The following is a 24,565-nucleotide window of genomic DNA, read 5'->3' on the forward strand; positions in this document are numbered from 1 at the left end:
ATTATTGTTTTCTAGGTTTAAATTCTCTTTTAACTCGCTGAAAGACTCCATATCAACTCCTTTTGGCGTTCGAGATGATGTGATTTTTAGTGTATGTCAACGTGTTATCTCAACGTACCGCAGTGCCAAATGCCAAATAGTTGCCCGCCTTCCGGGCAAGACAGTTTTTTTTGTCATGTACAGAGCACTTTATTGCAGAAGGATTTAATTAAAGTAGAATGAATAGCAGTTTATTAATATAGAGTGTTTCTACCATGTTACAGCATTACAAAACCCAAGGGGGCGTTCATGTCGAGTTTTCTCAACATTCTCTGGATTATCGTCAGGGAATTGAGTCCTTGCTTGAGCGCATTGATTCTCACCGAGGCGCATTGTTTGCCTCCAGTTTTGAGTTCCCTGGGCGTTATACCTGCTGGGATATTGGGTTTTATAATCCCCCTTTAGCAATAGTGTGCAAACACAATTTAATCAGATTGGAAGCATTAAATCAGCGGGGGGAAGTTATATTAACTTTTCTTTACCCATTATTGTCCGATCAGGATGATCTGGAAATTATCGAGAACACGACGGTATCATGCCAATTAAAAATTAAACCTTCGCAAAGGGTCTTTAGCGAAGAGGAGCGAAGCCACCAGCCTTCAGTGTTTAGTGTGATACGATTACTGCTTGCATTTTTTAAATCAGATGAGGAACACTATTTGGGATTATATGGTGCCTTTGGTTTTGATTTAATCCATCAATTTGAACAACTGACGCAACATAAAAAAAGGGATGATGCTCAAAGAGAAATGGTGCTCTACTTACCTGATGAAATTTATATTGTAAATCACCGCAAAGAAGAGGCGTTTTTAAGGCGCTATGATTTTCAATATCAAGGTAAATCAACAGAGTCTCTGGCTCGAGATGGAATTTACTCACCCTATACACCAACCGATAAACCGCAAAAGGACTGTGATCATGCTCCCGGAGAATATGCTCAGGTTGTAGAGAAAGCGAAAAAACGTTTTGCTTGCGGTGATTTATTTGAGGTGGTTCCCAGCCAAACCTTTTACACGCATTTTGCGGATCAGCCCTCTTTATTATTTACTAAAATGCGGCGCACCAATCCATCTCCTTATGGCTTTTTCATTAATTTGGGGGAAGGAGAGTATTTGGTTGGAGCGTCTCCTGAAATGTACGTTCGGGTGCAAGGAAGACGAGTTGAAACGTGTCCTATCTCAGGGACGATTAAACGAGGCGCTGATGCAATTGAAGACGCACAGAACATTCAGTATTTATTGGATTCTGAAAAGGAAGAGTCTGAATTAACCATGTGTACTGATGTGGATCGCAATGACAAATCACGGATTTGTGAAGCAGGAAGTGTCAGGGTCATTGGCCGACGTCAAATTGAAATGTATTCTCGCCTTATTCACACAGTAGACCATGTTGAAGGCATTTTAAGGGAAGAATTTGATTCCGTAGATGCTTTTTTAACCCATATGTGGGTAGTTACCGTAACAGGCGCTCCTAAAATTTGGGCAATGAATTTTATAGAAGAGCATGAACAATCCCCACGAAAATGGTATGCAGGTGCTGTAGGATGGTTTGGTTTTGATGGCAACTTGAATACCGGGCTTGTTTTGCGTACTGTGCGAATTGAAAAAGGCATAGCCGAGGTCAGGGTAGGCGCTACTTTACTCTATGATTCTGTCCCGGAACTAGAAGAACAGGAAACTCGTTTAAAAGCTTCTGCTTTTCTGGATCTGCTAAGAAATGTCGAACCTCAGCATTATAAAAATCCCATTAGCCTGCCTCAAACAGGTAAGAATAAGAACGTATTGCTTATTGATCATCAGGATTCGTTTGTGCATACCTTGGCAAATTACATCCGGCAGACCGGGGCTTCAGTAAGCACCATTCGTTATGATAATGCTCTGAGCTATTTAAAGAATAACCGCTACGATTTGGTGGTCTTATCTCCTGGGCCAGGAAAACCCGCTGATTTTAATTTATCTGCAACCATTCAGGAAATAATCAGTCTTGGCATCCCATTATTTGGCGTGTGTCTGGGGCTGCAGGGAATTGTGGAGCACTTTGGCGGAACTCTTGATGTGCTCGAGTACCCCATGCATGGTAAGCCTTCCCAGATTTCGGTTCTAAAATCTGAAGGTTTATTTCACGGCTTGGGAAATTCGTTTAAAGCTGGAAGATATCATTCTCTTTATGCTCGTCTAGCAGCCATGCCAAAGGAATTATTAGTTACTGCAATGAGTGATGACGGGATCATTATGGCTGTTTCTCATCGACAGTTGCCTGTACACGCAGTCCAGTTTCATCCAGAAACTATCTTGTCATTAACCCATCAGGCTGGTCTTAGGATTATTACTAATTTAATGGATATGGTGAAATGAAATGGGTAAAAAAATACTGATTCTTTATGCTGTATCGATCTTGTTAGGAGTGATAACCGGAGCTTTTGCATCATTTTTTCAGTTGGCTATCGCCGGTCTGGTTGCTTTAATCAATTCGTTTTACAGTCTGGTCAGTACGCATGGTTGGCCTCAAGGAATCATCTCCGCTCTAGTGACTATGATGATGGTTCTGGTGGCTTTTCTTATGGTGAAACATATTGCTCCCGAGGCATCCGGAAGCGGAGTCCCTGAAATTGAAGGGACTCTTCTGCATGTTCGCCCTATATTTTGGAAGCGTTTAATACCTGTAAAATTTATCGGTGGAGTATTATCCATTTCTGCGAATATGGTTATGGGGCGTGAAGGCCCAACCATACAGATGGGGGGGAATCTGGGCGATATGCTGGGAGACTTGCTTCGACTTCCGCGTGATAAAAGGGATACTTTAATTGCCGCTGGATCTGCTGCCGGTCTTGCTGCAGCTTTTAACGCGCCGCTTGCTGGAGTGTTGTTTGTCATGGAAGAAATGCGTAATCAGTTTAATTATTCATTCACCAATTTCAAAATGGTCATCATTTGCTGTGTTATGGCTACAATAACTTTGCATCTGATCATTGGTCCTGAGCCTGCTATAAAAATGCAATTATTCGAATTACCCAGTTTGAAAGCTTTATGGTGGTTCTGTTTGTTTGGTATTGTCGTGGGGGTAGTAGGGATATTTTTTAATGTGGTTTTAATGGGAACACTACGCCTTCTGGATAAGTTGAAACCCAGGCAAAAAATGTTCTACGTGTCGTTTGTTGGGTTTTTGGTGGGGTATCTCGCTTATATTCATCCTCAAATGGTAGGTGGCGGTTATGACATCATTAATCAGGCGCTGACCATGTCTCCTGCATTTGGAATTTTATGCTTGCTGGTGGTTATCCGATTTTTTACAACCATGCTGTCCTATTCTACGGGCATCCCTGGCGGTATTTTTGCCCCGATGCTTGCATTAGGTACCTTGCTGGGGCTGGCTGCTTATCATGTGTTTGGATATTTTAGTATCGACTCTACAATTCATCCAGGTATGTTCGCCGTGGCTGGGATGGGGGCTTTATTTGCTGCCTCGGTTCGATCTCCGATAACAGGGGTCGTTCTGGTTGTGGAAATGACTCAAAATTATTCATTAATACTGCCATTGATGATTACTTGCATCACTTCCACAACGATAGTGCAGTTAGTGGGAAATGAACCTATTTATACGCAATTGCTGGATCGTACTTTAGAGCATGCATCAAAAGCGGAATAAATCCTACCTTAATCGGTACGAATCACTATTTTGCCAAAGTGCTTTCCTTCTTGCATGCGAGCATGTGCTTGTTCAATTTGATTAAGATGGAATTCTGAATCGATTATGGGTTTGACTTTAAGATCCTGCAGAGGTTCAAACCAATTTTTATGTGCCAGTTTCCATAGCCTGGCTTTTTCTTTTACACTCTGTGATCTCAATACAAATCCAATAATCTGCAATCTTTTGCGCATAATCAGAGCGAGGTTGCATTCAACGCTGCTTCCTTTAAGGCAAGCAATTTGAACTAATTTTCCTTTGGGTTTTAGTAGGTGAAGATGCTTGTTAAAATAATCACCACCTATAAAATCGATAATTAAATCAATACTGTGGTCTTCAATTAAATTTTCAAAATCTTGGTCTTTATAATTAATGACCTGATCGGCACCCAATTCAAGTGCCTGAAATCGTTTGCTTTCGTGTCCCACTGTAGTAATGACTTTTGCTTGGCTTAATTTCGCCATTTGAATTGCTAAAGAAGCGATCCCGCTTCCTGCACCATGAATCAACAATGTTTGTCCCTTTTTTAAAGAGCCCAAATCAAGCAGAGTGGCATAAACAGTGGTTAACGCTTCAGGAAGAGCCGCTGCCATAGAGTAGCTCCAGTGCAGGGGAATACGATGAGCTAATGACGAATCAACGGCACAATGCGTGGCATAGCCTCCGCTACCGACCAAACCATAAACTTTATCCCCTGGTTTAAAGTGTTGTACCTTAGCTCCAATAGCAATCACTTCTCCAGCAACTTCAAGCCCTGGAATTTCTGATTCACCAGGAGGAGGAGGATATTTTCCCAAACGTTGCATTAAATCAGCTCTGTTTAATGCCGTTGCGTGTACTTTAATCAGTATTTGATTGGGAGTGTATCCAGGTTGGGAGCCTTCTTTAAGAGTTAACTGGCTGTGTGGACCTGGATTTTCTATGTGGATGTATCGCAAAGATGTCTCCCTTTTGAACGTCTTAAGTGAATGATACTAATATTAATAATTTATACTACATAATCGTTATTAGCGCTCGCAAATTGATTCAAAATAGCTATATAATCTTTATTTAGATCGATGTAATCAGGGTCTGTTAACCATTGTTCCCTTAGCCCCGGTTCTGCGATTTATACGCGGAACCGGGTAATGGTCTCATTAACAGTAGGTGTATTTTAGTGAGAACAGTATAGATACTGCGCATAAAGTTCGGGAAGCAGGGGGTTAAAAGATGAAATGTCAACAGACCCTGTTAGTACATCATTTACCGCTCCATGGTTGGCTAATGGCTAAATTTAATCACCAAAGTTTCTATGCGTGGCTATTTATAGTACCGCAATTGTTTATCACTGTAGTGTTTTTTATTTGGCCTGCTTGTGGTGCATTGGTGCAATCATTTTTTTATACCGATGCCTTTGGTCTTCATCAGCACTTTGCAGGTTTAAGTAATTTTTCAGATTTGTTTGAAGATCCCAGTTATCTTAAAGCAGTCTGGGTTACTTTTATTATTGCTATCAGTGTTACGGCAATTACCATGAGCCTGGGCTTATTAATGGCTACTTTAGTAAACAGCAGAACCCGTAGCCAGGGTGTGTATAAATCTTTATTAATCTGGCCTTATGCAATTGCTCCTGCTGTGGCTGCGATACTCTGGCGTTTTCTTTGTCACCCGACTTTGGGTTGGCTGACGCATTTTTTGTATTCTATCGGAATACATTTTGATTATGTAAATAATGCGAATCAAGCATTGCTGGTTGTCATTTTAACCGCAAGCTGGCAACAATTCAGCTACAATTTTTTATTTTATTTTGCTGCTTTAAAAGCCATACCAACAACCTTGATTGACGCAGCCACAATGGATGGTGCTTCTTCCTTGCAACGATTTTGGCAGATAATCGTTCCTCTCTTATCGCCCACTACATTTTTTCTTTTAATTATGAATTTAATCTATGGTTTTTTTGATACTTTTGGAATTATTCAGGTTATGACGCATGGAGGTCCAGGGAACAGTACAACCAATTTGATATACAAAGTTTATGAGGATGGCTTTGAGGGCATGGATCTTGGGAGTTCATCTGCTCAATCGGTGTTATTGATGATCATTGTCATTCTTGTTTCATTAGCTCAGTTCAAATATCTTGAAAAAAAGGTACATTACGAATGAATCATTTAAATCGCCTGTTATCACATGGTCTTTTAAGTATTTTTATTCTTTTTATGTTGTTACCACTCTATCTGGCAATTGTTGCAGCCAGTCATGAAGGTTCTGCCATGATGCAGTCCCAGCTTCCTTTGCTTCCAGGTGCATCCTTTTTTAAAAATCTGAAACTGGTGCTCACTGAAGGTATGGCAGTTACTGGAGGTGAACCTATTACCGTGATGCTGTTGAATAGTTTAGTGATGGCGTTTGGTATCGCCTTTGGAAAAATAATATTGGCTTTAGGATCGGCATTTGCTCTGGTTTACTTTGACTTTCCATTTAAAAAATCATGTTTTGCGTTGATTTTTGCAACAATGATGTTACCCGTTGAAGTAAGGATAGTACCTACCTTTCAGGTAGTGGCATCGTTTGGATTATTGAACTCGTTCACTGGACTATCATTACCTTTACTCGCATCAGCAACAGGTACTTTCTTATTTCGTCAGTTTTTTAAAACCATTCCCAAGGAACTGGTTGATGCCGCCAAGCTTGATGGAGCAGGACCAGTGCGATTTTTCTTTGATATCGTATTACCTTTATCTCGTGTACAAATTTCAGCGTTATTTGTCATATTATTTGTCTATGGATGGAATCAGTACCTTTGGCCATTAGTCATTACTACAGAAACTAAAATGGCTACTATAGTTATGGGTATACGTTATCTTGCCGGTGTCGCGGATCAGGTTCCGGAATGGCATTATATTATGACCGTTGCGCTGATTGCTTTAATTCCTCCATGTATGGTTGTCATGTTAATGCAACGCTGGTTTGAAAAAGGATTAAAATAAATATGGCTACAGTCGATTTAATTAATGTTACTAAAAAAGTAGGAACAACCTCTATTTTGGAACAATTAACCCTTAGCATTAAAAAGGGTGAGTTTATGGTTGTTGTTGGACCATCGGGTTGTGGAAAATCGACTTTGTTACGTCTTATTGCTGGACTGGACCAGTTAAGCTCCGGAACTATTCTGATCAATAATCAATGCGTTAATGACATACCGGCAGCAAAACGAGATATGGCGATGGTATTTCAAAACTACGCGCTTTATCCGCATATGTCCGTTTTTGATAACATGGCTTATGGATTAAAAATGCGACGGATGAGCACTTTTGATATTAATCAACGAGTAAGGGATGTTGCAAAATTATTGCATCTGACACCGTATCTTGAACGAAAACCCAAAGAACTTTCCGGTGGTCAAAAACAAAGGGTCGCTATGGGAAGAGCCATAGTCAGATCACCTGCAGTTTATTTATTTGATGAACCATTATCGAATCTTGATGCCAAATTACGTACAGAAATGCGGCACGAAATTAAGAAATTGCATCAACAATTTAATACCACCAGCTTGTATGTTACGCACGATCAAACTGAAGCAATGACCATGGCCGAACGAGTATTAGTATTAAATCAAGGAGTTGTGGAACAACTGGGAACGCCACAGGAATTGTATCAAAATCCAGCGACAGAGTTTGTTGCTGGATTTACCGGTCATTACCCAATTAATTTCTTTACAGGAGTTTTTAAAAAAGATTCGGAGATTATTCAGACAGGATTAGGTGTAGACTTTCCAGCTCCAAAATGGACAGAAACGATTGAAGACAATGCTGCACTCACTTTGGCAGTCCGACCAGAGCACATTCAATATTCCAGTAATAAAAATTCCAATTCCATAGAATTAAAAATTGAATTTATAGATGACATGGGCGCAGACAAGTTGATTCAGGCAAAAAGTATTCTCAATGGGGAGCGTATTAATTTGCGATTGCCTGCAGATTACTCCTTTCCAGATGGACAAATCTTTGTAGAGTTACCTAAAATGAAATTGCATGTATTTCATCAACAATCAGGTAAGCGTATTGGAGAATGGTGTGGCGAAAAATAAAAATAACTTAAAACCTTTTGATGCTCCGGTCTACAGTTACTGGTCAGCACTGTACATGTCTTTTTATTCAAGAAGATTATACATTGATGTGGGGAAGCGTTGGCGAGGGATCGGGCTTCTTTATCTTTTATTAGCCATTGCGATTGGTGCTATTCCGTACTCTTTGAAAATGAGTGCTGACTTTAATTCCGAATTCCATAATCAGTTGATTGCGCCAATTCTTTCCTTACCTACTATTTATATACAAAATGGAGAAACCAAGTTTGATAAACCAATGCCTTATCTTATTAAAAATGATCAAGGACAGGTATCAGTAATTATTGACACAACGGGAACGGTTTCCAAGTTTACCAAGGATTATCCTTATCTAACTTTGCTCGTTAACAAAGAAGCTATGTCGATTAAAATTCCTTCGCCATCAATAATGAATGTTGGCGCAGACCAAACAATTAGAGGCCCAGTAGTGGTTCAGCCCTTTGATAAAGGCATGAATATGATGTTCGATGGTAAAAGTATCATCAACAGCACGTCTGTATACAGTTTAAAATATGCGGCACAATTGATGATATATCCTGTGGTTGTTGCTATTTTTTACTCATTACTGGCGGTTTTTTTCCTTGTATTGGCATTTCTGGGACAGGTTTTTTCAAGAGTCTTTTTTTCATTTAAACTGGGTTTTAAACAGTCCTGCCGATTATTCATGGTTGCAGCGACTCCAATGCTGCTTGTATTAATGACCTTTATCACATTAAATGCCATATTCTATGGATTTGGGTTCCTATTATTGATATGCATTGGGATTTATTTTGGTTTTGCGATCAGTGCGTTACGCTCTGATAGTAAGAAAATGGTGTCATGATGAAGGAGTTAATCCATTTTGCTCATGGCAATGGATTTCCATCATTATGTTATAAGCAATTTTTAGATCAATTGTCAGTCCGGTTTGATATCTGTTTCGTGGACAAGGTTGGGCATAATCCGGATTATCCAGTGACAGAAAACTGGCATCATCTGGTTGATGAAGTGATTACCAGTATTGAACACCAGGCGAACCAAAAGGTGATTGCAGTTGGTCATTCATTAGGAGGTGTTTTAAGTTTGTTGGCAGCGATTGAACGCCCCGATTTATTTAGAGCTGTAGTTTTACTTGATTCACCTTTAATTGGCCCACTTAAATCGATCATGGTTCGTTTGGCTAAAGCTTTAGGTGTTATTGACAGGGTGACTCCTGCTTATAGAACAAAAGGCAGAAGAGCTTATTGGCAAGATCATGATCAATTGCTTCGATATTTGAAAACCAGAGATTTATTTAAAACATTCACTGATGACTGTTTAAATGATTACATCACTTACGGTATGGATTTAAAAGAAGATGGGTACCATTTGAAATTTGACCGATATATCGAGTATAAAATTTATAGAACGATCCCTCATGTCATACCCAGTTATGAAGGAAAGTTAAAGGTTCCATCTGCATTAGTTTATGGTGATAAAAGTACCGTTGTTGATCGTTTGGATGTACGTTATATGCGCAAGCATTTTCATATAAAAGGTTTTAAAACCAAGGGGACACATTTATTTCCAATGGAACACCCAAAGTCTGTTGCTAAACAGGTTATTGAAGTCATAGATGCTATACTTTAAGAATAACCCAAAGTTATTTTAATCGGCTGATAATAAGGAGAACACTGTGTTACATGTACTATTAATACTTGCGACAATTGGTGCAGCAGGGATATTGATAACACGCCAAGCATCAATATCGGTTTGGGCTATCAGCTTTGCGCTATTCATGGGCTTGGTCTTTCATTTTGGTTCTCCAGGATGGTTCGCACAATCCCTCTTATGGGCTGTAGAACTTGTTTTAATCGCAGGAACGATAACCCCTTTGCGAAGAGCGTTAATCTCCAAACACCTGTTTAAAATAATCAGCAAGGCAATGCCCGCAATGTCCAGCACGGAACGAGAAGCATTGGAAGCAGGAACAGTGAGTTGGGAAGGCGATATATTTAGCGGCGCACCTGACTTTGCCAAGTTAAGAAGTGCTCCAGTTGTCCATTTAACACAAGAAGAACAAGAGTTTCTGGATGGTCCTGTAGATATTTTATGTTCCATGCTTGATGATTGGGATATTACTCATAATCGCACTGATTTACCTCCAGAGGTCTGGCAATTTATCAAAGACAATCGTTTCCTGGGTATGATTATTCCCAAGCGATATGGTGGGTTGGAATTCTCTGCAACGGCACAGATGTCCATATTGGTTAAAATCTACGGCCGTTCAATTACTGCAGCAACAACGATTTCAGTACCTAATTCCCTGGGCCCAGGAGAATTACTGCTGAAATACGGTACAGAAGAACAAAAAAATTATTATTTACCACGATTGGCCGATGGCCGTGAAATTCCCTGTTTTGCATTGACTGGACCAAATGCCGGATCTGATGCTGCGTCCATTCCAGATCAAGGCATTGTTTGTCGTCAGGAATTTAATGGTGAAGAAGTCATTGGCGTCCGCTTGAATTGGGATAAGCGCTACATCACTCTATGCCCAGTGGCTACTGTTGTTGGATTGGCATTTAGAATGTTCGATCCGGATAACATTCTCGGGAAAGGAGAAGACATCGGTATTAGCTGTGCGTTGATACCTGCTACTACACCCGGTGTAATCAAGGGAAGACGACATTTTCCTTTAAATACAGGATTTTTAAACGGACCTACCCAGGGTAAAAATGTATTTATTCCTCTGGATTATTTGATTGGCGGCGCTGCTATGGCAGGTCAAGGCTGGCGTATGTTAATGGAGTGTCTCAGTGCAGGACGCGCTATTTCTCTTCCATCAAGTGCTTGTGGCGGTGCTCAGGCAGTGGCTCTTGCTTCTGGAGCGTATGCGCGTATTCGCAAACAGTTTAACCAGCCCATTGGTAAATTTGAAGGGATAGAAGAGCCTTTGGCACGAATTGCTGCAAATACTTATATTATCGATGCCTCTTTGGTCATGGCTGCAGCTGCTATTGATCATGGAGCCAAACCTTCAGTAGCTGGAGCAATATTAAAATATCACACAACAGAGCGCGCCAGGGCCCTTGCTTTGGATGCTATGGACATTCATGGTGGGAAGGGTATTTGTCTTGGACCCAATAATTATTTAGGCAGGGGCTACCAGGGCTCACCTATTGGAATTACAGTAGAGGGTGCAAATATTTTAACACGAAGCCTGATTATTTTTGGTCAAGGTGCTATTCGTTGTCATCCCTATGTGTTTAAAGAGTTGGAAAGTGTGCGCAATAATGATTTGGCGCAATTTGATAAAGCCTTTTTTGCTCATGCAGGATTCATACTTGCCAACTTTACCAAGTCACTCGTGTTTGCCTGGACTGATGCTCATATGTCGAAAGCACCAGCCAGTTCAGTTAAGAGATATTACCAACTCATTAATAAGTACAGTGCGAATCTCGCTTTTCTTGCAGATTTTTCCATGGGCGTCATGGGTGGTGAATTAAAGCGTAGAGAGAAACTCTCTGCTCGGCTGGGTGATATGTTAAGTTGCTTGTATATGGCATCCAGTGTGTTGAAACGGTTTTATGAAGATGGTGAACCAGCAGCTGATCTGCCCTTGGTTGAATGGAGTTGTCAGCAACTATTGCATGAGTGTGAAGATGCGATGCATGGTGTGATCATTAATTTTCCAGCTCGTTGGGCACGAATTGCCTTGCCTTTGATCTTAAAACCATTCGGTAACAGAAGGCATATTCCTAATGATCGATTAGGGCATAAATTAGCTAGAATGTTAATTGAACCTAATGAAACCAGATCACGGTTAACACGTCTTGTGTACAGCAAGCCTGGTGTTAATTGCCCATTAGGTCGAATGGAAGAAGCGTTTCATAAAATATGCGCGGTAGAGGAGCTTGAGCGAAAAGTGATGAAAGCCGCTAAGGAGCATGTGTTGAAATCACTTACTTTCAAGGAGCAAATTGAAGAGGCTTTAAACTGCGGTATTCTTACTTCTGAAGAGGCTAAAGAGCTTGAAGATGCTGAGCGTGCTCGGCAGGACGTTATTAAAGTAGATGATTTTGCCGATGATGAATTAAGACGATCTTCTTCTCCATCTAAAAATTCCAAGAAGAAAATTGAAAAGGGCGCTGTTGAAACTGAAATCGTTTAAGTTGAGGTAATCACTTAGCCTTCAGCATGCTGCTATTTGCCATGAGTATGACTGAGGGTTGAGAGATTATACATTTTCCTTTACCATTGTTTTATTCCTTTTTTTCATTTCTATGCCAATAAAGTATCGTTTAACCTTTCTCATGCACAATAAGGACATGAAGTCATGCAAAGCAATAAAAGGATTTTTTTTAGATACGTTTTAATCAGCACATTGTTCTCCATGCTGATTTATTCGAGCGTACAGGCAGCTGGGCCCTTATGGTCGTTTGTACCACAAACTCCGACCGACATCGCAATTATGCCAGGGAATAACGCTCAAGTTACTTATACTGTGTATAATCAAACATCAAGAGAACGAATACTGGAGCTGAAGCCTGTAGCAGGAATCAGTCAAATCTCATCGTGCTATCTTCCTGCTAAAGGGATGTGCACATTGATACTCAACGTGAATGGCTCTGCCTTGGAAGGGGATGTACTGGGCGGTCCGACAATGTGTCAGCTGGGTAATTACCTGCAGTGCTATCAACCAAGTGCAACCAATATTTTACACATCAGGTTGATAACGGCTGCCAATCAGACAACTTTATCCCCTCTCACACAAAACCTGGCTCTGTCAATAAACAACCCTGGAGCTGACCCTGCACTAACTGGCAATGCACGCAGCATTCGAATAGTCAATACAGGGTCATTACCAGCTAACAATGTGCGGGTTAGCACATCCGGATTTCCTACGGGCACAGTTATTACCCATAATAGTTGTATCGGCACTCTGAATGTTGCTGCGTCCTGCGACATTACCATCACTCCAGGTAGTACAGCCAGTCCCGATAACAATGCTAACGCCTGTACCACATCACCAGGAACTGAGCCTGTGCCAACGACAGTCACAGTCAGTGCTGATAATGCTCCATCTACAAACATTAATGTTTCGGTTTTGGGTTATGGCTGCATCTATCAGGGGGGCTTTTTGTTTTCTGTCGATGACAGCACTCCTGCTTCTGGCAGTATCGGTGGAAAAGTGGCTGCGTTGACGGATGAGGAGGAGGGGCCAAATAACGCTGCTATCTTTTGGTCGATGGTATTAAATGCCACTTTCGCTGATAGTCTCACCAATGGGCTGGCGAACACCAATATTCTTGAAAACCCAGTAGGGCAGTACCCTGCCGCACAAAAGTGCCTCAATAAGAGTAGCCAAGGATTCAGTGACTGGTACTTGCCAGCAATTTGCGAGTTAGGGCGGTATGTAGGTATTGGTGTGGATGCCGGTTGCGGCCTTACCAATCCCAACTTATATTCAACGCTCTATTTGAATAATTTAGCTGGTTTTACTCAAATATACTATTGGAGTTCTTCTGAGTATTCCAGCAATACAGACAATGTCTGGTTCCAATTCTTTAGTAATGGCCGTCAAAATACTCTGGTCAAGAATAACGCTCTACCGGTTCGGTGTGTTCGGATTTTCACCCCTTGATTTCTGCATTGTTCTTGGGGCAGCTTAGCTGCCTCATATTTATTTGTATCAAATAATCTGGGGTTGTTGAACAAATCTATATTTGTTGAGCTATGTACTTAGACTATAATGACAGATCAATTATCTATTTACCCCTGGCTCCCGCGTATAAAGTGCGAAACGTAAACTACAGGAGTAATGGTCAATAGCTCTTCATTGTATTGGATATAATAGATTGCTGGTCGTGATCAGTGGTTGTTGCTTCTGTATTTATTTTCAACAATTCATTTTCTACTCTAGCAAATCCTTTCTTGATTTTTTTCTTGTCTTCGTTTACTTCTTCAATCAATTTTTCAACCTTGGGGCTTGGTGTTAGGTTGCCAATTTTAGCTGCAACCTCGTTATTGCGGGATGTGCGAAATTGATGCTCATCATACGCTATTGTAGTGCCAAAAATAGCCGCGCCAGTTAGCAATCCTGCACCCAAACCCACCGCTGTTGCAAGGCTAAATCCTGCTATCCCAATGCCTAAAGGAGCAAAAAAAACAATAGCAGTTAAAGTCACTCCAATACCAACTCCAACCATGGTTAATATGGCTACACCTAATAGTTTTATCCAATTACGTGATAAAAATGAACTTTGATTTGGTGTGACCACAGACACTGATTTATGGAACTCTTCAATTATATCGAGTTCAATGTGACGCTCTATTGTTTCATCATCAATTAAATCAAAATTCTCATGGGTTTCTGGCTTTATAGGCTCATACTCGGTAAGCGTTAAATTGATATCTAAAGTTTCTTTCGCTTTCGTCTTGATGAACTCAACTCGCTCTCTTAGTGAGAGTTGCAATAATTCCTGATCTTCTTCTTCAAAGTGAGACGATATGTATTCAGCAATTTGATGATAGCATTGGTCTAAAATTGATGGGTCTTGGTGAAGAAAAGTATGGACATGAGGATGTTCAAAAAATAATTCTAGTGCAATAGTGCTTCTATTCGTGCATTCATCAACTGCTCTCATTCTTTTATCTTCATCCCCGGGCGAATAAGCTTTATTTGCAAGAGAGCTTAACAATTCTTGAGAAAGCATAGCCAGTTTCAGTCGAGTAAATAGTTTTTCCTTGATGTATTCGGGGTTGCTCTGTACATGAGAAGCGTTATGATAAATTCCTCTTTCATGGCATGTTAACATATTATTTTCATAGTGTTCTTTGGACTTTTTTGAAGTCACATTGCAACGGTCAAAATCAATTTTTGTTAGATGGCTTTGATAAACATCTTGAGAAGATAATCCATAGTTTTCAACGTTTACATCTCCCTCGCCAACAAAATTCGTTACTTCATCAATAATACCTGTTCCAGGAAAAATTCTTTTTTCTTGTTCGATGTATTTTTTTCTTGCCTCTCGAGTATTGTGATCGGCTACTGATACAGCATAACCAGGTATTCCTCTTGAACCAACTAAACGATTATCAAGCAATCGCTCTGAAGAAAAATGAATAGGACTTACCAAAGTCGCAATTTTTGAGGCCAAAATAGCATTAGGAGAATAATGTTCTACCCCGCGTATGAATAATATTTTTTTTCCATTGGTAGCCACGAATGTGTTATTTCCAGAATTTCCCTTTACGATTTTACTAATCATTTTATATGGGAAATATACATCACTATTTTTAATCCCCTTTTTTAATGGATTTCTATCGGTTTTAATCACCTTCAAATGTAATGGATAAAACGCTTTGCTTAAATCAATGCCATTGAAATCATTAGTGAGCGGTAGTTTTCCAACTAATCGCAGCACATTGATAGAAAAGGGTAGGGCATAGGAAAAATAAGAGCGTTCAAATGAGCTAATCCCAGGATAAATCAAGTATTTAATACCTGCACTTGTAGAGACATGATGAGCAAAGAGTTGATAGCAGTTTAATAACCCGATGTACTTTGTAGCATTTTTTAATGATTGTTGTGTCAGTTCTTTTCCAGCAATTAAATTACTTTCAAGGTTCTTAATATCCTTTTCGATTTCACTCTTATGCTGTTCATAAGTATTTGAAGTGATTTTAAAAAGCAAATGAATAATGCAATTTTTCTCAAGGTTATTAAGAGATGACAGTTGCTGAGAGAACTTTTGAAATTCAGCGTTATTTATAGGCTTATTTTTACTAAATTTATCGATAAATCTGACCATTTCGTTTGGAATAATAGTATCAATAGAATTCTTTGCAATATAAACAACAGCTTCCTGTTTTTCATAAGACGAGACTAGGTAAGTCTTGATTAAATCTTTTAATATCATGTCGCAAAGGCTCGCTTGGTATTTTTAGACAATATGAATAAGATTGTATCATTGTTTTCGTAGTTTAATGTCATTATTTTTGACATTTCAGGATGCGGTAGACCATAAGGGTGGGGCAATGGATTTTATGAAATATCGAGACTTTATAGCTGGTGTTGCATTGCTTCTAAAATAAAACTACCGTGATGGATCATTTTTTAGAAGGAGGATTCTATATTGGTTTGCCTGAAGCAGCTTAATATCACTTGAATTTTTATTTTATATTAATTAGATACTATTAACTGTATCAATTAACAAAGTCTAATAGTATTAAGCTTGTTCTGTAACATCTGGCATTGTAATATTTAATTCCAGAACGGCATTATCACCCATACGCTCCAGATTGACACTGACCTGATCACGGGTAATATGTACGTATTTTGCAATAACCGCAAGAATTTCTTCTTGCAGTTTAGGAAGATAATCTGGAGTATTACGTTGAGAACGTTCATGAGAAATAATGATTTGAAGACGTTCTTTTGCAACGGATGCGGTAGAGTTTCTTCTACGGAGGTAATTAAAAATACTCATATTGTTACTTCCTCCTTGTTTTTACCAAATAAGCGACGCAGTAATCCTTTACGTTCATTGCTTATAAAGCGCATTGGTCGATCTTCCCCGAGAAAGCGTGCTATAGCATCCTGGTAGGCAATGCCGGCATCACTTGCTTCATCAAGTATTACTGGTGTGCCTGTATTGGATGCTTTAAGAACAGATTTTGATTCAGGTATCACTCCAATTAATGGAATCGCCAGTATTTCTTTCACATCACTGACAGAAAGCATTTCACCACGCTCAACACGCTCAGGATCATAGCGGGTTAATAAGAGGTGCTCCTGAATCGGGGTTGAATTTTCAATCGCTCGTTTTGTTTTACTGGCTAATATGCCTAAAATGCGGTCAGAATCTCTCACGGATGATACTTCCGGATTGGTTACGACGATTGCATGATCAGCAAAGTACATGGCCATCAAAGCGCCAGTTTCTATTCCGGCAGGTGAATCACAAATGATGAAATCAAAATCTTTTGCTAATTCGTTTAATGTTTTCTCTACCCCTTGAAGGGTTAATGCATCTTTATCACGTGTTTGCGATGCAGGTAGAATGAATAAGTTTGGGACGCGCTTGTCTTTTATCAGCGCTTGATTCAAGCTTGCTTCGCCATTGATGACATTTACAAAGTCATAAACTACACGGCGTTCGCAACCCATGATGATATCCAGGTTTCTTAAACCAATGTCAAAATCTATTACTACAGTCTTATGCCCTAATAAGGCAAGACCTGAAGAAATAGCCGCAGAAGAAGTAGTTTTGCCTACTCCGCCTTTACCTGATGTGATTACTATTATTTTAGCCAACGCTGAACCCTTCCTATTATTCGATTCAACACAATATTTAACCAACAGTGTACACGCTAATCAATCTTTAATTCAAGATGTCAAGAGATTTAAACGGAATTAAACCTAAAATTCATAATAAAATGTAATATTTATGAATTAAATGTTTAACTTTTTTTACAAATGGAGTAAACTATTCGGTTAATTTAACTACTGGAGTGAGAACACCATGGCTCTTTCCATCGTACAGCAAGCTCTGACTTTTGATGATGTTTTACTTGTACCTGCCCATTCCCTTATTTTACCAAAAGACGTAACCTTAAATACCCGATTAACACGTTCAATCAATTTGAACATGCCTTTGCTCTCAGCTGCAATGGATACTGTTACAGAAGCACGATTGGCTATTGCTCTGGCCCAGGAAGGCGGTATAGGGATTATTCATAAAAATATGAGTATTACTGAACAGGCTGAAGAAGTACGACGGGTTAAAAAGTTTGAAAGCGGTATGGTCAAAGATCCCATTTCAGTAACCCCCGATGTAACTGTTAAACAATTACTTGATGTAATGACCAAATATAATTTTTCGGGAGTTCCAGTTGTTGATGGTCAAAATCTTGTTGGAATTGTAACCAGCCGCGACATTCGATTTGAAACGAATATGGCTCTGACTGTAGCACAGGTAATGACGCCCAAGGAAAGGCTGGTGACCGTTAAAGAAGGTGCCAGTAGAGAAGAAGTACGCAGCTTGTTGCATAAGCACCGAATTGAAAAGCTTTTAGTTGTCAATGATTCATTTCAACTAAGAGGTTTAATTACGGTTAAAGACATTCAAAAGGCTAAAGATAATCCTTATGCCTGTAAAGACGGTTCAGAGCAGTTACGTGTTGGGGCTGCCGTTGGTGTTGGTGATGGTACTGATGAGCGCGTAGAAGCACTCATCGAGGCAGGAGTAGATGTTCTGGTTGTTGATACTGCTCATGGGCATTCTCAGGGAGTATTAAATCGGGTGAAATGGATTAAACAACATTTTCCGGATGTGCAAGTGATCGGTGGCAACATCGCTACAGCTGCCGCTGCTCGTGATTTATATGCAGCAGGTGCTGATGCAGTAAAAGTAGGTATAGGCCCTGGTTCTATATGCACAACTCGTATAGTGACCGGAGTTGGGGTGCCGCAAATAAGCGCGATATCCAATGTAGCTAATGAACTGAAAGGAGCCATACCCGTTATTGCTGACGGCGGGATTCGCTTTTCAGGCGATGTATGTAAGGCACTGGCTGCAGGGGCAGATACTGTGATGTTGGGTGGAATGTTTGCAGGAACTGAAGAATCTCCAGGTGAAATTGAGTTATATCAAGGACGTACTTATAAAAGTTATCGAGGAATGGGCTCTATCGGAGCGATGTCCTTGGCACAAGGCTCCAGCGATCGTTATTTTCAGGATGTGTCGCAAGGTGCAGAAAAACTGGTTCCTGAAGGAATTGAAGGGCGAGTACCTTACAAAGGGCCGGTACAGACAATAATACATCAATTACTGGGTGGATTACGTTCGTGTATGGGATATACGGGATGTTCTACCATTGATGAGTTGCATACCAAAACAGAATTTGTCCAGGTTACCAATGCGGGTATGCGTGAGTCACACGTGCATGATGTGAGCATCACCAAGCAGGCACCTAATTATCAGGTGGATAATTAATCATGATTGATTTAAAACAACGTCCTTTACTCATACTGGATTTCGGTTCTCAGTACACTCAGTTAATTGCACGTCGAGTTCGTGAAATGGGAGTTTATTGTGAAATACATCCATACAATATAACTCAGGAGCAGTTTCAGCAGCTTGAACCCTGTGGCGTGATTTTATCTGGTGGTCCTTCGACAGTAACGCATGATGCCAATCCACGAGCGCCACAATGGCTGTTTGTTTCCGGTTTGCCTCTACTCGGTATTTGCTACGGTATGCAAACAATGGCCGTACAACTCGGAGGCGAGGTGCAATCGTCTTCAATCAGAGAGTTTGGCTATGCTGAGTTATGCCTGCATGGTCAAAGCAAATTGTTTGAACATATTGAAGATCGCACTTCAGAAAAAGGAGAAGCGCTCTTGGATGTTTGGATGAGTCATGGAGATAAAGTGACTCAATTACCGCCTGGCTTTAAAATAATCTGTGAAACGCGTAATGCACCTATTGCTGGAATGGCTGATGAATCACGACAGATGTATGGACTTCAATTTCATCCTGAAGTAACCCACACCTTACAAGGCTTACGCATTTTACAACGGTTTGTTGTTGATATATGCAAGGCACCAACTACCTGGACTGCAGGGCATATTATTGATGAAGCAATAACTAAAGTGAGAAAGCAGGTAGGCGAAGAAAAGGTTCTCCTTGGTTTATCTGGCGGCGTTGACTCTTCTGTTGTTGCTGCTTTGTTGCATAGAGCGATAGGCAAGCAATTAATTTGCGTCTTTGTTGATACGGGTTTGTTACGTCTTAACGAAGCAGAACAAGTGATGACCATGTTTGGTCAACATATGGGAATTAATATTATCGCGGTTAATGCAGAAGAAAAGTTTTTATCCGTGCTTAAGGGAATTACCTGTCCTGAAGAAAAAAGAAAAATTATTGGCAGAACGTTTATCGAGGTTTTTGACGAAGAAGCTCAAAAAATTCAAGACGTCAGTTGGCTTGCCCAGGGAACTATTTATCCCGATGTCATTGAATCTGCGGCTACAAGTACCAATGGAGCATCAGTGGTTATTAAGTCGCACCATAATGTTGGGGGATTGCCAGAAACCTTGAATTTAAAATTATTAGAACCAGTTCGTGAATTATTCAAGGATGAAGTACGCAAGGTAGGCCTTGAATTAGGATTGCCACATGAAATGGTGTATCGACATCCTTTCCCAGGACCGGGCTTAGGGGTACGAATACTTGCTGAAGTCAAAAAAGAATATGCAGATATTTTGCGTCAGGCCGATGCTATCTTTATTGAAGAACTTCATAGGGCCGATCTGTATCATAAAGTCAGCCAGGCATTTGCTGTGTTCTTACCGGTTAAAAGCGTCGGTGTTATGGGTGATGGGCGTCGCTATGATTATGTGATTTGCCTTCGTGCCGTAGAAACTGTAGATTTTATGACGGCTCATTGGTCCCAATTGCCCTGGGATTTTTTAGGCACAGTATCTAATCGCATTATCAATGAGGTAGTAGGGGTGTCTCGTGTCACCTATGATATTTCAGGTAAGCCTCCTGCAACTATTGAATGGGAATGAACGATAAATTCTGGATGCACATGGCTTATGAACAGGCACTTCTTGCTCAATCGGAGGGGGAAGTACCTGTTGGCGCCGTACTGGTGAGCAAAGATAATGAATTATTGGGCGTGGGTAGAAATGCCCTGCAAAAAAGTCATGATCCTTCGGATCATGCGGAATTCCTATCCATAAGACAAGCCGCTCAACAGCTTAAAAATCATCGGCTTTTGGATACTACTCTTTTTGTGACGCTGGAACCTTGTGTGATGTGCGCGGGCCTTATTGTACAGGCACGCATCAAACGCTTGGTCTTTGCAACGAGAGATTTTAAAGGCGGAGCAGCTGGATCGGTATTTAATCTTCTTCAAGGCTATCCCTTAAACCATAAAGTGATAATAGACGAAGGACTTATGCAGCATGAGTGTTCCAGTTTATTATCTGATTTTTTTAAAACATGTCGCTGAGAGGATGATTTATCATCCCGTTTCATCATTTGTAACTCCCCAAGTCATCCCGAGCGCTGCGCAATAGTGTCCGGGGAAATTAAGCTGATTTCGATCAAATCCCCTCTCCACCACATGTAGCGTGGGGCAGAGGGTTTAGGGAGAGGAGGTTAAAATACTTACGTGCAAAAGCGCACTCATTTGCTTGAAATTCCTCACTGGGCTTCGGATAAAGTGGTGATTTACCATTATTTTGCACTGGCCAGATCATGAATTAATTTTTGCCGTAACAGTTCTTTTTCTTCGTTAGATAAGGGTTGACCTCGTTGGTTAGTGATGTAAAACATATCTTCTACTCGTTCTCCAGCAGTTGCGATTTTTGCATTATGCAAATGGATGTTCAAGCTAAGAAATACTCTACTGATGGTTGCCAGCAAACCAGGACGGTCATTGGTTACCAGGAATAAGCGCGTGTGATGATTCAGGTTGTCTTCACTGTAGTTAATTTGTGTTTTGATATCAAAGTGAGCGAGTACTCTGGAGAGTCTTTTTCGCGCAAGCGGGGGAAGATGTTCTTTATCTGCGAGGTGGACGCATAAAGCTTTTTGAATATCGTTGGAGCGTTCTTCATTAAAAAATGCCTGGTTTTTTTCATCTAAAATAATATAGGTATCCAAATCAAATTGATTATCGCAGGTTGTAATTGCTGCTTCCTGAATGGTTACATGATGATTACTTAGAACCGTAGTGGTGATGGTAAAGCGTTCATCTCGATGAGGAGTATAAATAAATACTTCTGTTCCTCCCTGGCTATGATGCGGCATGATGATAACCAGTGGAAATTGTGTACAGGATAAAATTGCTTTGGTATGACGTGCAATGACTTCAGGGGATTCATGGAGAAAATATTTCCCTTTAAACTGACTCCACAGTTGTTGAATGGAATCATCGGAAATGTGTTCTGATAGCAATAGATTCCTGGCTAGCTGTTTTCGGGTATTAATGAGCTCGGTTTCATCCATTAGTTCTTGTTCTTTAAGCAGCATGTGTTTGGCAGCATTATAAAGCTCTTTCAATAATGAATCTTTCCAAGCATTCCAAAGTGTAGGGTTGGTTCCACATATGTCGGCGACGGTCAATAAATACAAATAATCCAGATACCTTGGCTGAGGGAGAAGTTGGCAGAAGTGTTCTATCGTTTTAGGATCATATATATCCTGCCGTTGTGCCGTTTGGGACATTAATAAATGATATCGTACCAGCCATATTAATAAATCGCTGTCTTCTTTATTGATTTGGTGTCTTTCGGTAAATAACTGCGCCTCAGCAGCTCCCAATTCCGAATGATCTCCACCTCTGCCTTTGGCGATGTCATGAAATAAAGCGCTTAAATACAAAATTTCAGGTTTATCCAAAGTAGGCATAATTTTAGCGCACAGTGGGAATTGTTTTGTAAAGGCATCTTGTGTAAATCGTGAGATATTACGAATAACAAAGAGGGTATGTTGATCTACCGTATAAACGTGGAATAAATCGTACTGCATTTGACCGGTCACTGTAGCGAAGCAATCAAGATAATGAGCTAATACACCGTATCGATTCATTCGTTGTAATGCTTCGTAGGGATCATTACCTGTCCGGAGTATGTTCATAAAAATTTGCGTCGATTCAGGCGAATCTCGAAATCGTTTATTCAATAAAAACAAAGACTCCCGGATTAATCGAATGGTACTAGCTCTTACTCCTTCGATATCAGGACGTTTTGCTATCCAGAGAAAGAGTTTAAGAATGGAATAGGGGCGATGTTTGAATACCTGTGTGTGGCGCACTTCAATGTAGTTATTGGATAATTGAAATTCATTATCAAGCTGAATTATTTTTTGCTTTTGATGATGCGCAATCGTTTCTTCAAACCATTGCAGGAGCATTTCATTTAATTCGCGATTTCGTTTGATAACTTTAAAATAATCCTTCATAAATTGTTCGATTGCCAACGAATGCGGTTGATCCTGGTAACCAAAAACCTGTGCCAGTTTAACCTGTAAATCGAAGGATAAGCGTTCCTCTGCTTTTTCTGCCAGCATATGCAAAGCAAAACGGACTCTCCAGAGAAAGTGCTGGCAGTACATAAGCTTTTCATATTCCTTTTCTGAAATAAATCCATAGCCAATACCATCGGCCAGTTTTTTAATATTGAAATGACGCTTACCAATACTGAGGAGCACTTGAAGATCTCTTAAACCTCCGGGGCCATATTTAATGTTGGGTTCAAGGTTATAGGCTGTTTCGCCATATTTTGCATAGCGATTTTTTTGCTCAAGCTCCTTGGCGTAAAAAAACTCATTGCTTGGCCACATATGGAGAGGATGAATTTGATAAATTAATTCTTCCATTAATGTTCCTTTGCCGCAAATCAGAAACATATCAAGAAGGGTTGATATAACGGTTAAATCCTTGCTGGCTAATTCAGCGCAGGAATGAACACTGGTTATTTGATGACTGACCTCTAAACCTACATCCCAACAATCCTGAATAAAGGTTTGTGCTTTGTGTAATTGGTCACTGGAGAGAGGTTCTGTATGCAGAATAAGCAAGTCAATGTCGGAATGCAGTTGAAGCTCCCTGCGACCGTAGCTGCCCAGGGCGAGTAAACAAAAATGTTCTCCCTGGTCCATTTGGTTTTTAGTAAACAGGTCGATGAGCAGGGTATCTATAAATGCAGCCAATTTGCGAGTTATGGAAACAATATTGGCTTTTTGTCTGAATTCATTGCACAGTTCGTCCTTGAACTGTTTAATTATATTTTTAATCGTGCGATTATCGTTCTTCATTACGCAGAGTCAAAATTTCTACACCATTATCTGTGACAAGCAAGGTGTGTTCCCACTGTGCAGAAAGGCTATGATCTTTTGTCACTACGGTCCAGTGATCGGGTAATAATCGAGTATGGTGTTTCCCAACATTGACCATGGGCTCAATTGTGAAGGTCATTCCAGGTTCCAGCTTCATACCGGTACCAGGCACACCATAATGCAGTACTTGCGGATCTTCATGAAATACTCGGCCAATTCCATGACCGCAATAATCGCGAACTACGGAACAGCGGTTTTTTTCGGCATATTGCTGTATCGCGTGGCCAATGTCTCCAAGCTGTACTCCAGGCTTCACCATGTCGATTCCTATGAACAGACAGTCATGAGCAATTTGGACTACGTGTTTTGCTTTGATGGATGGTTCGCCAACCAGAAACATTTTACTCGTATCACCATGATAATGATCTTTAATTACGGTGATGTCTATATTAATGATGTCCCCATTTTTTAAGGTTTTTTTACCCGGAATCCCATGACAAACCACATGGTTGATCGAGGTACAAATGGATTTGGGAAAACCATTGTAATTTAATGGAGCAGGAATGGCTTTTTGTACATTCACGATGTAATCATGACATAAGGTATTCAGTTCCTCGGTACTGATTCCTTCTTTTACATAAGGCCCAATCATTTCCAGAACTTCACCTGCCAGTCGACCTGCGACACGCATTTTTTCAATTTCATCAGGTGTTTTAATTGTTACTGCCATTTTGGTTTTTCCAAAAATATTCATATTACCACATGCAAAACTTTAGAAACAGTATAGTCGACATGGCTGTCCCATTAAAAATTTGACGTCTTTCCGAGCGTAGCGAGGAATCTCCTGCAAATTGGCACAATCTGAATTAATGCATTAATTATCATTACCTTTTAAACTCGTTTTTTTACAAGGAATTTAATG

The 24,565-nt window shown here is 40.3% G+C and carries 18 protein-coding genes; 12 read left to right on the forward strand and 6 right to left on the reverse strand.

Annotated elements, in window-relative coordinates:
- The first annotated feature begins 254 nt into the window (after window positions 1-254).
- Window positions 255-2,393: an anthranilate synthase component I gene (locus tag G543_RS0104060; RefSeq protein ID WP_028383399.1), complete on the forward strand. Its 2,139-nt coding sequence runs from the start codon at window positions 255-257 to the stop codon at window positions 2,391-2,393.
- A gap of 1 nt (window position 2,394) precedes the next feature.
- Window positions 2,395-3,684: a H(+)/Cl(-) exchange transporter ClcA gene (clcA, locus tag G543_RS0104065; RefSeq protein ID WP_028383400.1), complete on the forward strand. Its 1,290-nt coding sequence runs from the start codon at window positions 2,395-2,397 to the stop codon at window positions 3,682-3,684.
- An 8-nt stretch (window positions 3,685-3,692) separates the two neighbouring features.
- Here the strand turns inward: clcA and G543_RS0104070 are convergent, their stop codons facing one another.
- The gene (locus tag G543_RS0104070) at window positions 3,693-4,661 is read right to left on the reverse strand and encodes an NAD(P)H-quinone oxidoreductase (protein ID WP_028383401.1); all 969 of its coding nucleotides are present in this window, start codon (window positions 4,659-4,661) and stop codon (window positions 3,693-3,695) included.
- 325 nt (window positions 4,662-4,986) lie between these two features.
- Here G543_RS0104070 and G543_RS0104075 point away from each other — a divergent pair, with 325 nt between their 5' ends.
- The 7 genes from G543_RS0104075 to G543_RS0104105 all read left to right on the forward strand — a co-directional run bounded on the left by G543_RS0104075 (window position 4,987) and on the right by G543_RS0104105 (window position 13,430).
- Window positions 4,987-5,865: an ABC transporter permease subunit gene (locus G543_RS0104075; RefSeq protein WP_028383402.1), complete on the forward strand. Its 879-nt coding sequence runs from the start codon at window positions 4,987-4,989 to the stop codon at window positions 5,863-5,865.
- On the forward strand, window positions 5,862-6,689 hold the full coding sequence (ugpE, locus tag G543_RS0104080; protein WP_028383403.1) for a sn-glycerol-3-phosphate ABC transporter permease UgpE: 828 nt from the start codon (window positions 5,862-5,864) through the stop codon (window positions 6,687-6,689). The genes G543_RS0104075 and ugpE overlap by 4 nt, the downstream gene beginning before the upstream one ends.
- A gap of 2 nt (window positions 6,690-6,691) precedes the next feature.
- On the forward strand, window positions 6,692-7,789 hold the full coding sequence (locus tag G543_RS0104085; RefSeq protein ID WP_028383404.1) for an ABC transporter ATP-binding protein: 1,098 nt from the start codon (window positions 6,692-6,694) through the stop codon (window positions 7,787-7,789).
- The gene (locus G543_RS0104090; protein ID WP_028383405.1) at window positions 7,776-8,648 is read left to right on the forward strand and encodes a DUF1189 family protein; all 873 of its coding nucleotides are present in this window, start codon (window positions 7,776-7,778) and stop codon (window positions 8,646-8,648) included. The genes G543_RS0104085 and G543_RS0104090 overlap by 14 nt, the downstream gene beginning before the upstream one ends.
- Window positions 8,648-9,433 carry an alpha/beta fold hydrolase gene (locus G543_RS0104095; RefSeq protein WP_028383406.1) on the forward strand — a complete coding sequence of 262 codons (786 nt, stop codon included), beginning with the start codon at window positions 8,648-8,650 and terminating at the stop codon, window positions 9,431-9,433. Before G543_RS0104090 ends, G543_RS0104095 begins: the two co-directional genes overlap by 1 nt.
- Window positions 9,434-9,479: 46 nt before the next feature.
- Window positions 9,480-11,957 (forward strand): acyl-CoA dehydrogenase, encoded by a 2,478-nt coding sequence (locus G543_RS0104100; RefSeq protein WP_028383407.1) that lies wholly within the window; start codon window positions 9,480-9,482, stop codon window positions 11,955-11,957.
- Between the two features lie 165 nt (window positions 11,958-12,122).
- The gene (locus G543_RS0104105; protein WP_028383408.1) at window positions 12,123-13,430 is read left to right on the forward strand and encodes an Lcl domain-containing protein; all 1,308 of its coding nucleotides are present in this window, start codon (window positions 12,123-12,125) and stop codon (window positions 13,428-13,430) included.
- Between the two features lie 181 nt (window positions 13,431-13,611).
- Here the strand turns inward: G543_RS0104105 and G543_RS0104110 are convergent, their stop codons facing one another.
- The 3 genes from G543_RS0104110 to minD form a co-directional block, all read right to left on the reverse strand.
- Complete coding sequence (locus tag G543_RS0104110; RefSeq protein WP_028383409.1) at window positions 13,612-15,708, reverse strand: hypothetical protein; 2,097 nt, start codon at window positions 15,706-15,708, stop codon at window positions 13,612-13,614.
- A 309-nt stretch (window positions 15,709-16,017) separates the two neighbouring features.
- On the reverse strand, window positions 16,018-16,278 hold the full coding sequence (gene minE / locus G543_RS0104115; protein ID WP_028383410.1) for a cell division topological specificity factor MinE: 261 nt from the start codon (window positions 16,276-16,278) through the stop codon (window positions 16,018-16,020).
- The gene (minD, locus tag G543_RS0104120; RefSeq protein WP_028383411.1) at window positions 16,275-17,105 is read right to left on the reverse strand and encodes a septum site-determining protein MinD; all 831 of its coding nucleotides are present in this window, start codon (window positions 17,103-17,105) and stop codon (window positions 16,275-16,277) included. The genes minE and minD overlap by 4 nt, the downstream gene beginning before the upstream one ends.
- A gap of 208 nt (window positions 17,106-17,313) precedes the next feature.
- Between minD and guaB the strand changes: the two genes are divergently transcribed.
- From guaB to tadA, 3 genes are read left to right on the forward strand one after another with little or no spacing between them, the layout of a single operon-like run.
- Entirely contained in the window at window positions 17,314-18,786 is a 1,473-nt protein-coding gene (gene guaB / locus G543_RS0104125; RefSeq protein ID WP_028383412.1) for an IMP dehydrogenase, read from the forward strand.
- A gap of 2 nt (window positions 18,787-18,788) precedes the next feature.
- Complete coding sequence (guaA, locus tag G543_RS0104130) at window positions 18,789-20,366, forward strand: glutamine-hydrolyzing GMP synthase (RefSeq protein ID WP_028383413.1); 1,578 nt, start codon at window positions 18,789-18,791, stop codon at window positions 20,364-20,366.
- On the forward strand, window positions 20,363-20,812 hold the full coding sequence (gene tadA, locus G543_RS0104135; protein WP_028383414.1) for a tRNA adenosine(34) deaminase TadA: 450 nt from the start codon (window positions 20,363-20,365) through the stop codon (window positions 20,810-20,812). The genes guaA and tadA overlap by 4 nt, the downstream gene beginning before the upstream one ends.
- 227 nt (window positions 20,813-21,039) lie before the next feature.
- Here the strand turns inward: tadA and glnD are convergent, their stop codons facing one another.
- Both glnD and map read right to left on the reverse strand, forming a co-directional pair.
- A complete protein-coding gene (gene glnD / locus G543_RS0104140) occupies window positions 21,040-23,622 on the reverse strand; it encodes a [protein-PII] uridylyltransferase (protein ID WP_028383415.1) in 2,583 nt (860 codons plus the stop codon).
- The gene (map, locus tag G543_RS0104145) at window positions 23,609-24,373 is read right to left on the reverse strand and encodes a type I methionyl aminopeptidase (protein ID WP_028383416.1); all 765 of its coding nucleotides are present in this window, start codon (window positions 24,371-24,373) and stop codon (window positions 23,609-23,611) included. The genes glnD and map overlap by 14 nt, the downstream gene beginning before the upstream one ends.
- Between the last annotated feature and the right edge of the window lie 192 nt (window positions 24,374-24,565).

The sequence above is a fragment of the Legionella moravica DSM 19234 genome, from assembly GCF_000423305.1.
Lineage (GTDB): Bacteria > Pseudomonadota > Gammaproteobacteria > Legionellales > Legionellaceae > Legionella > Legionella moravica.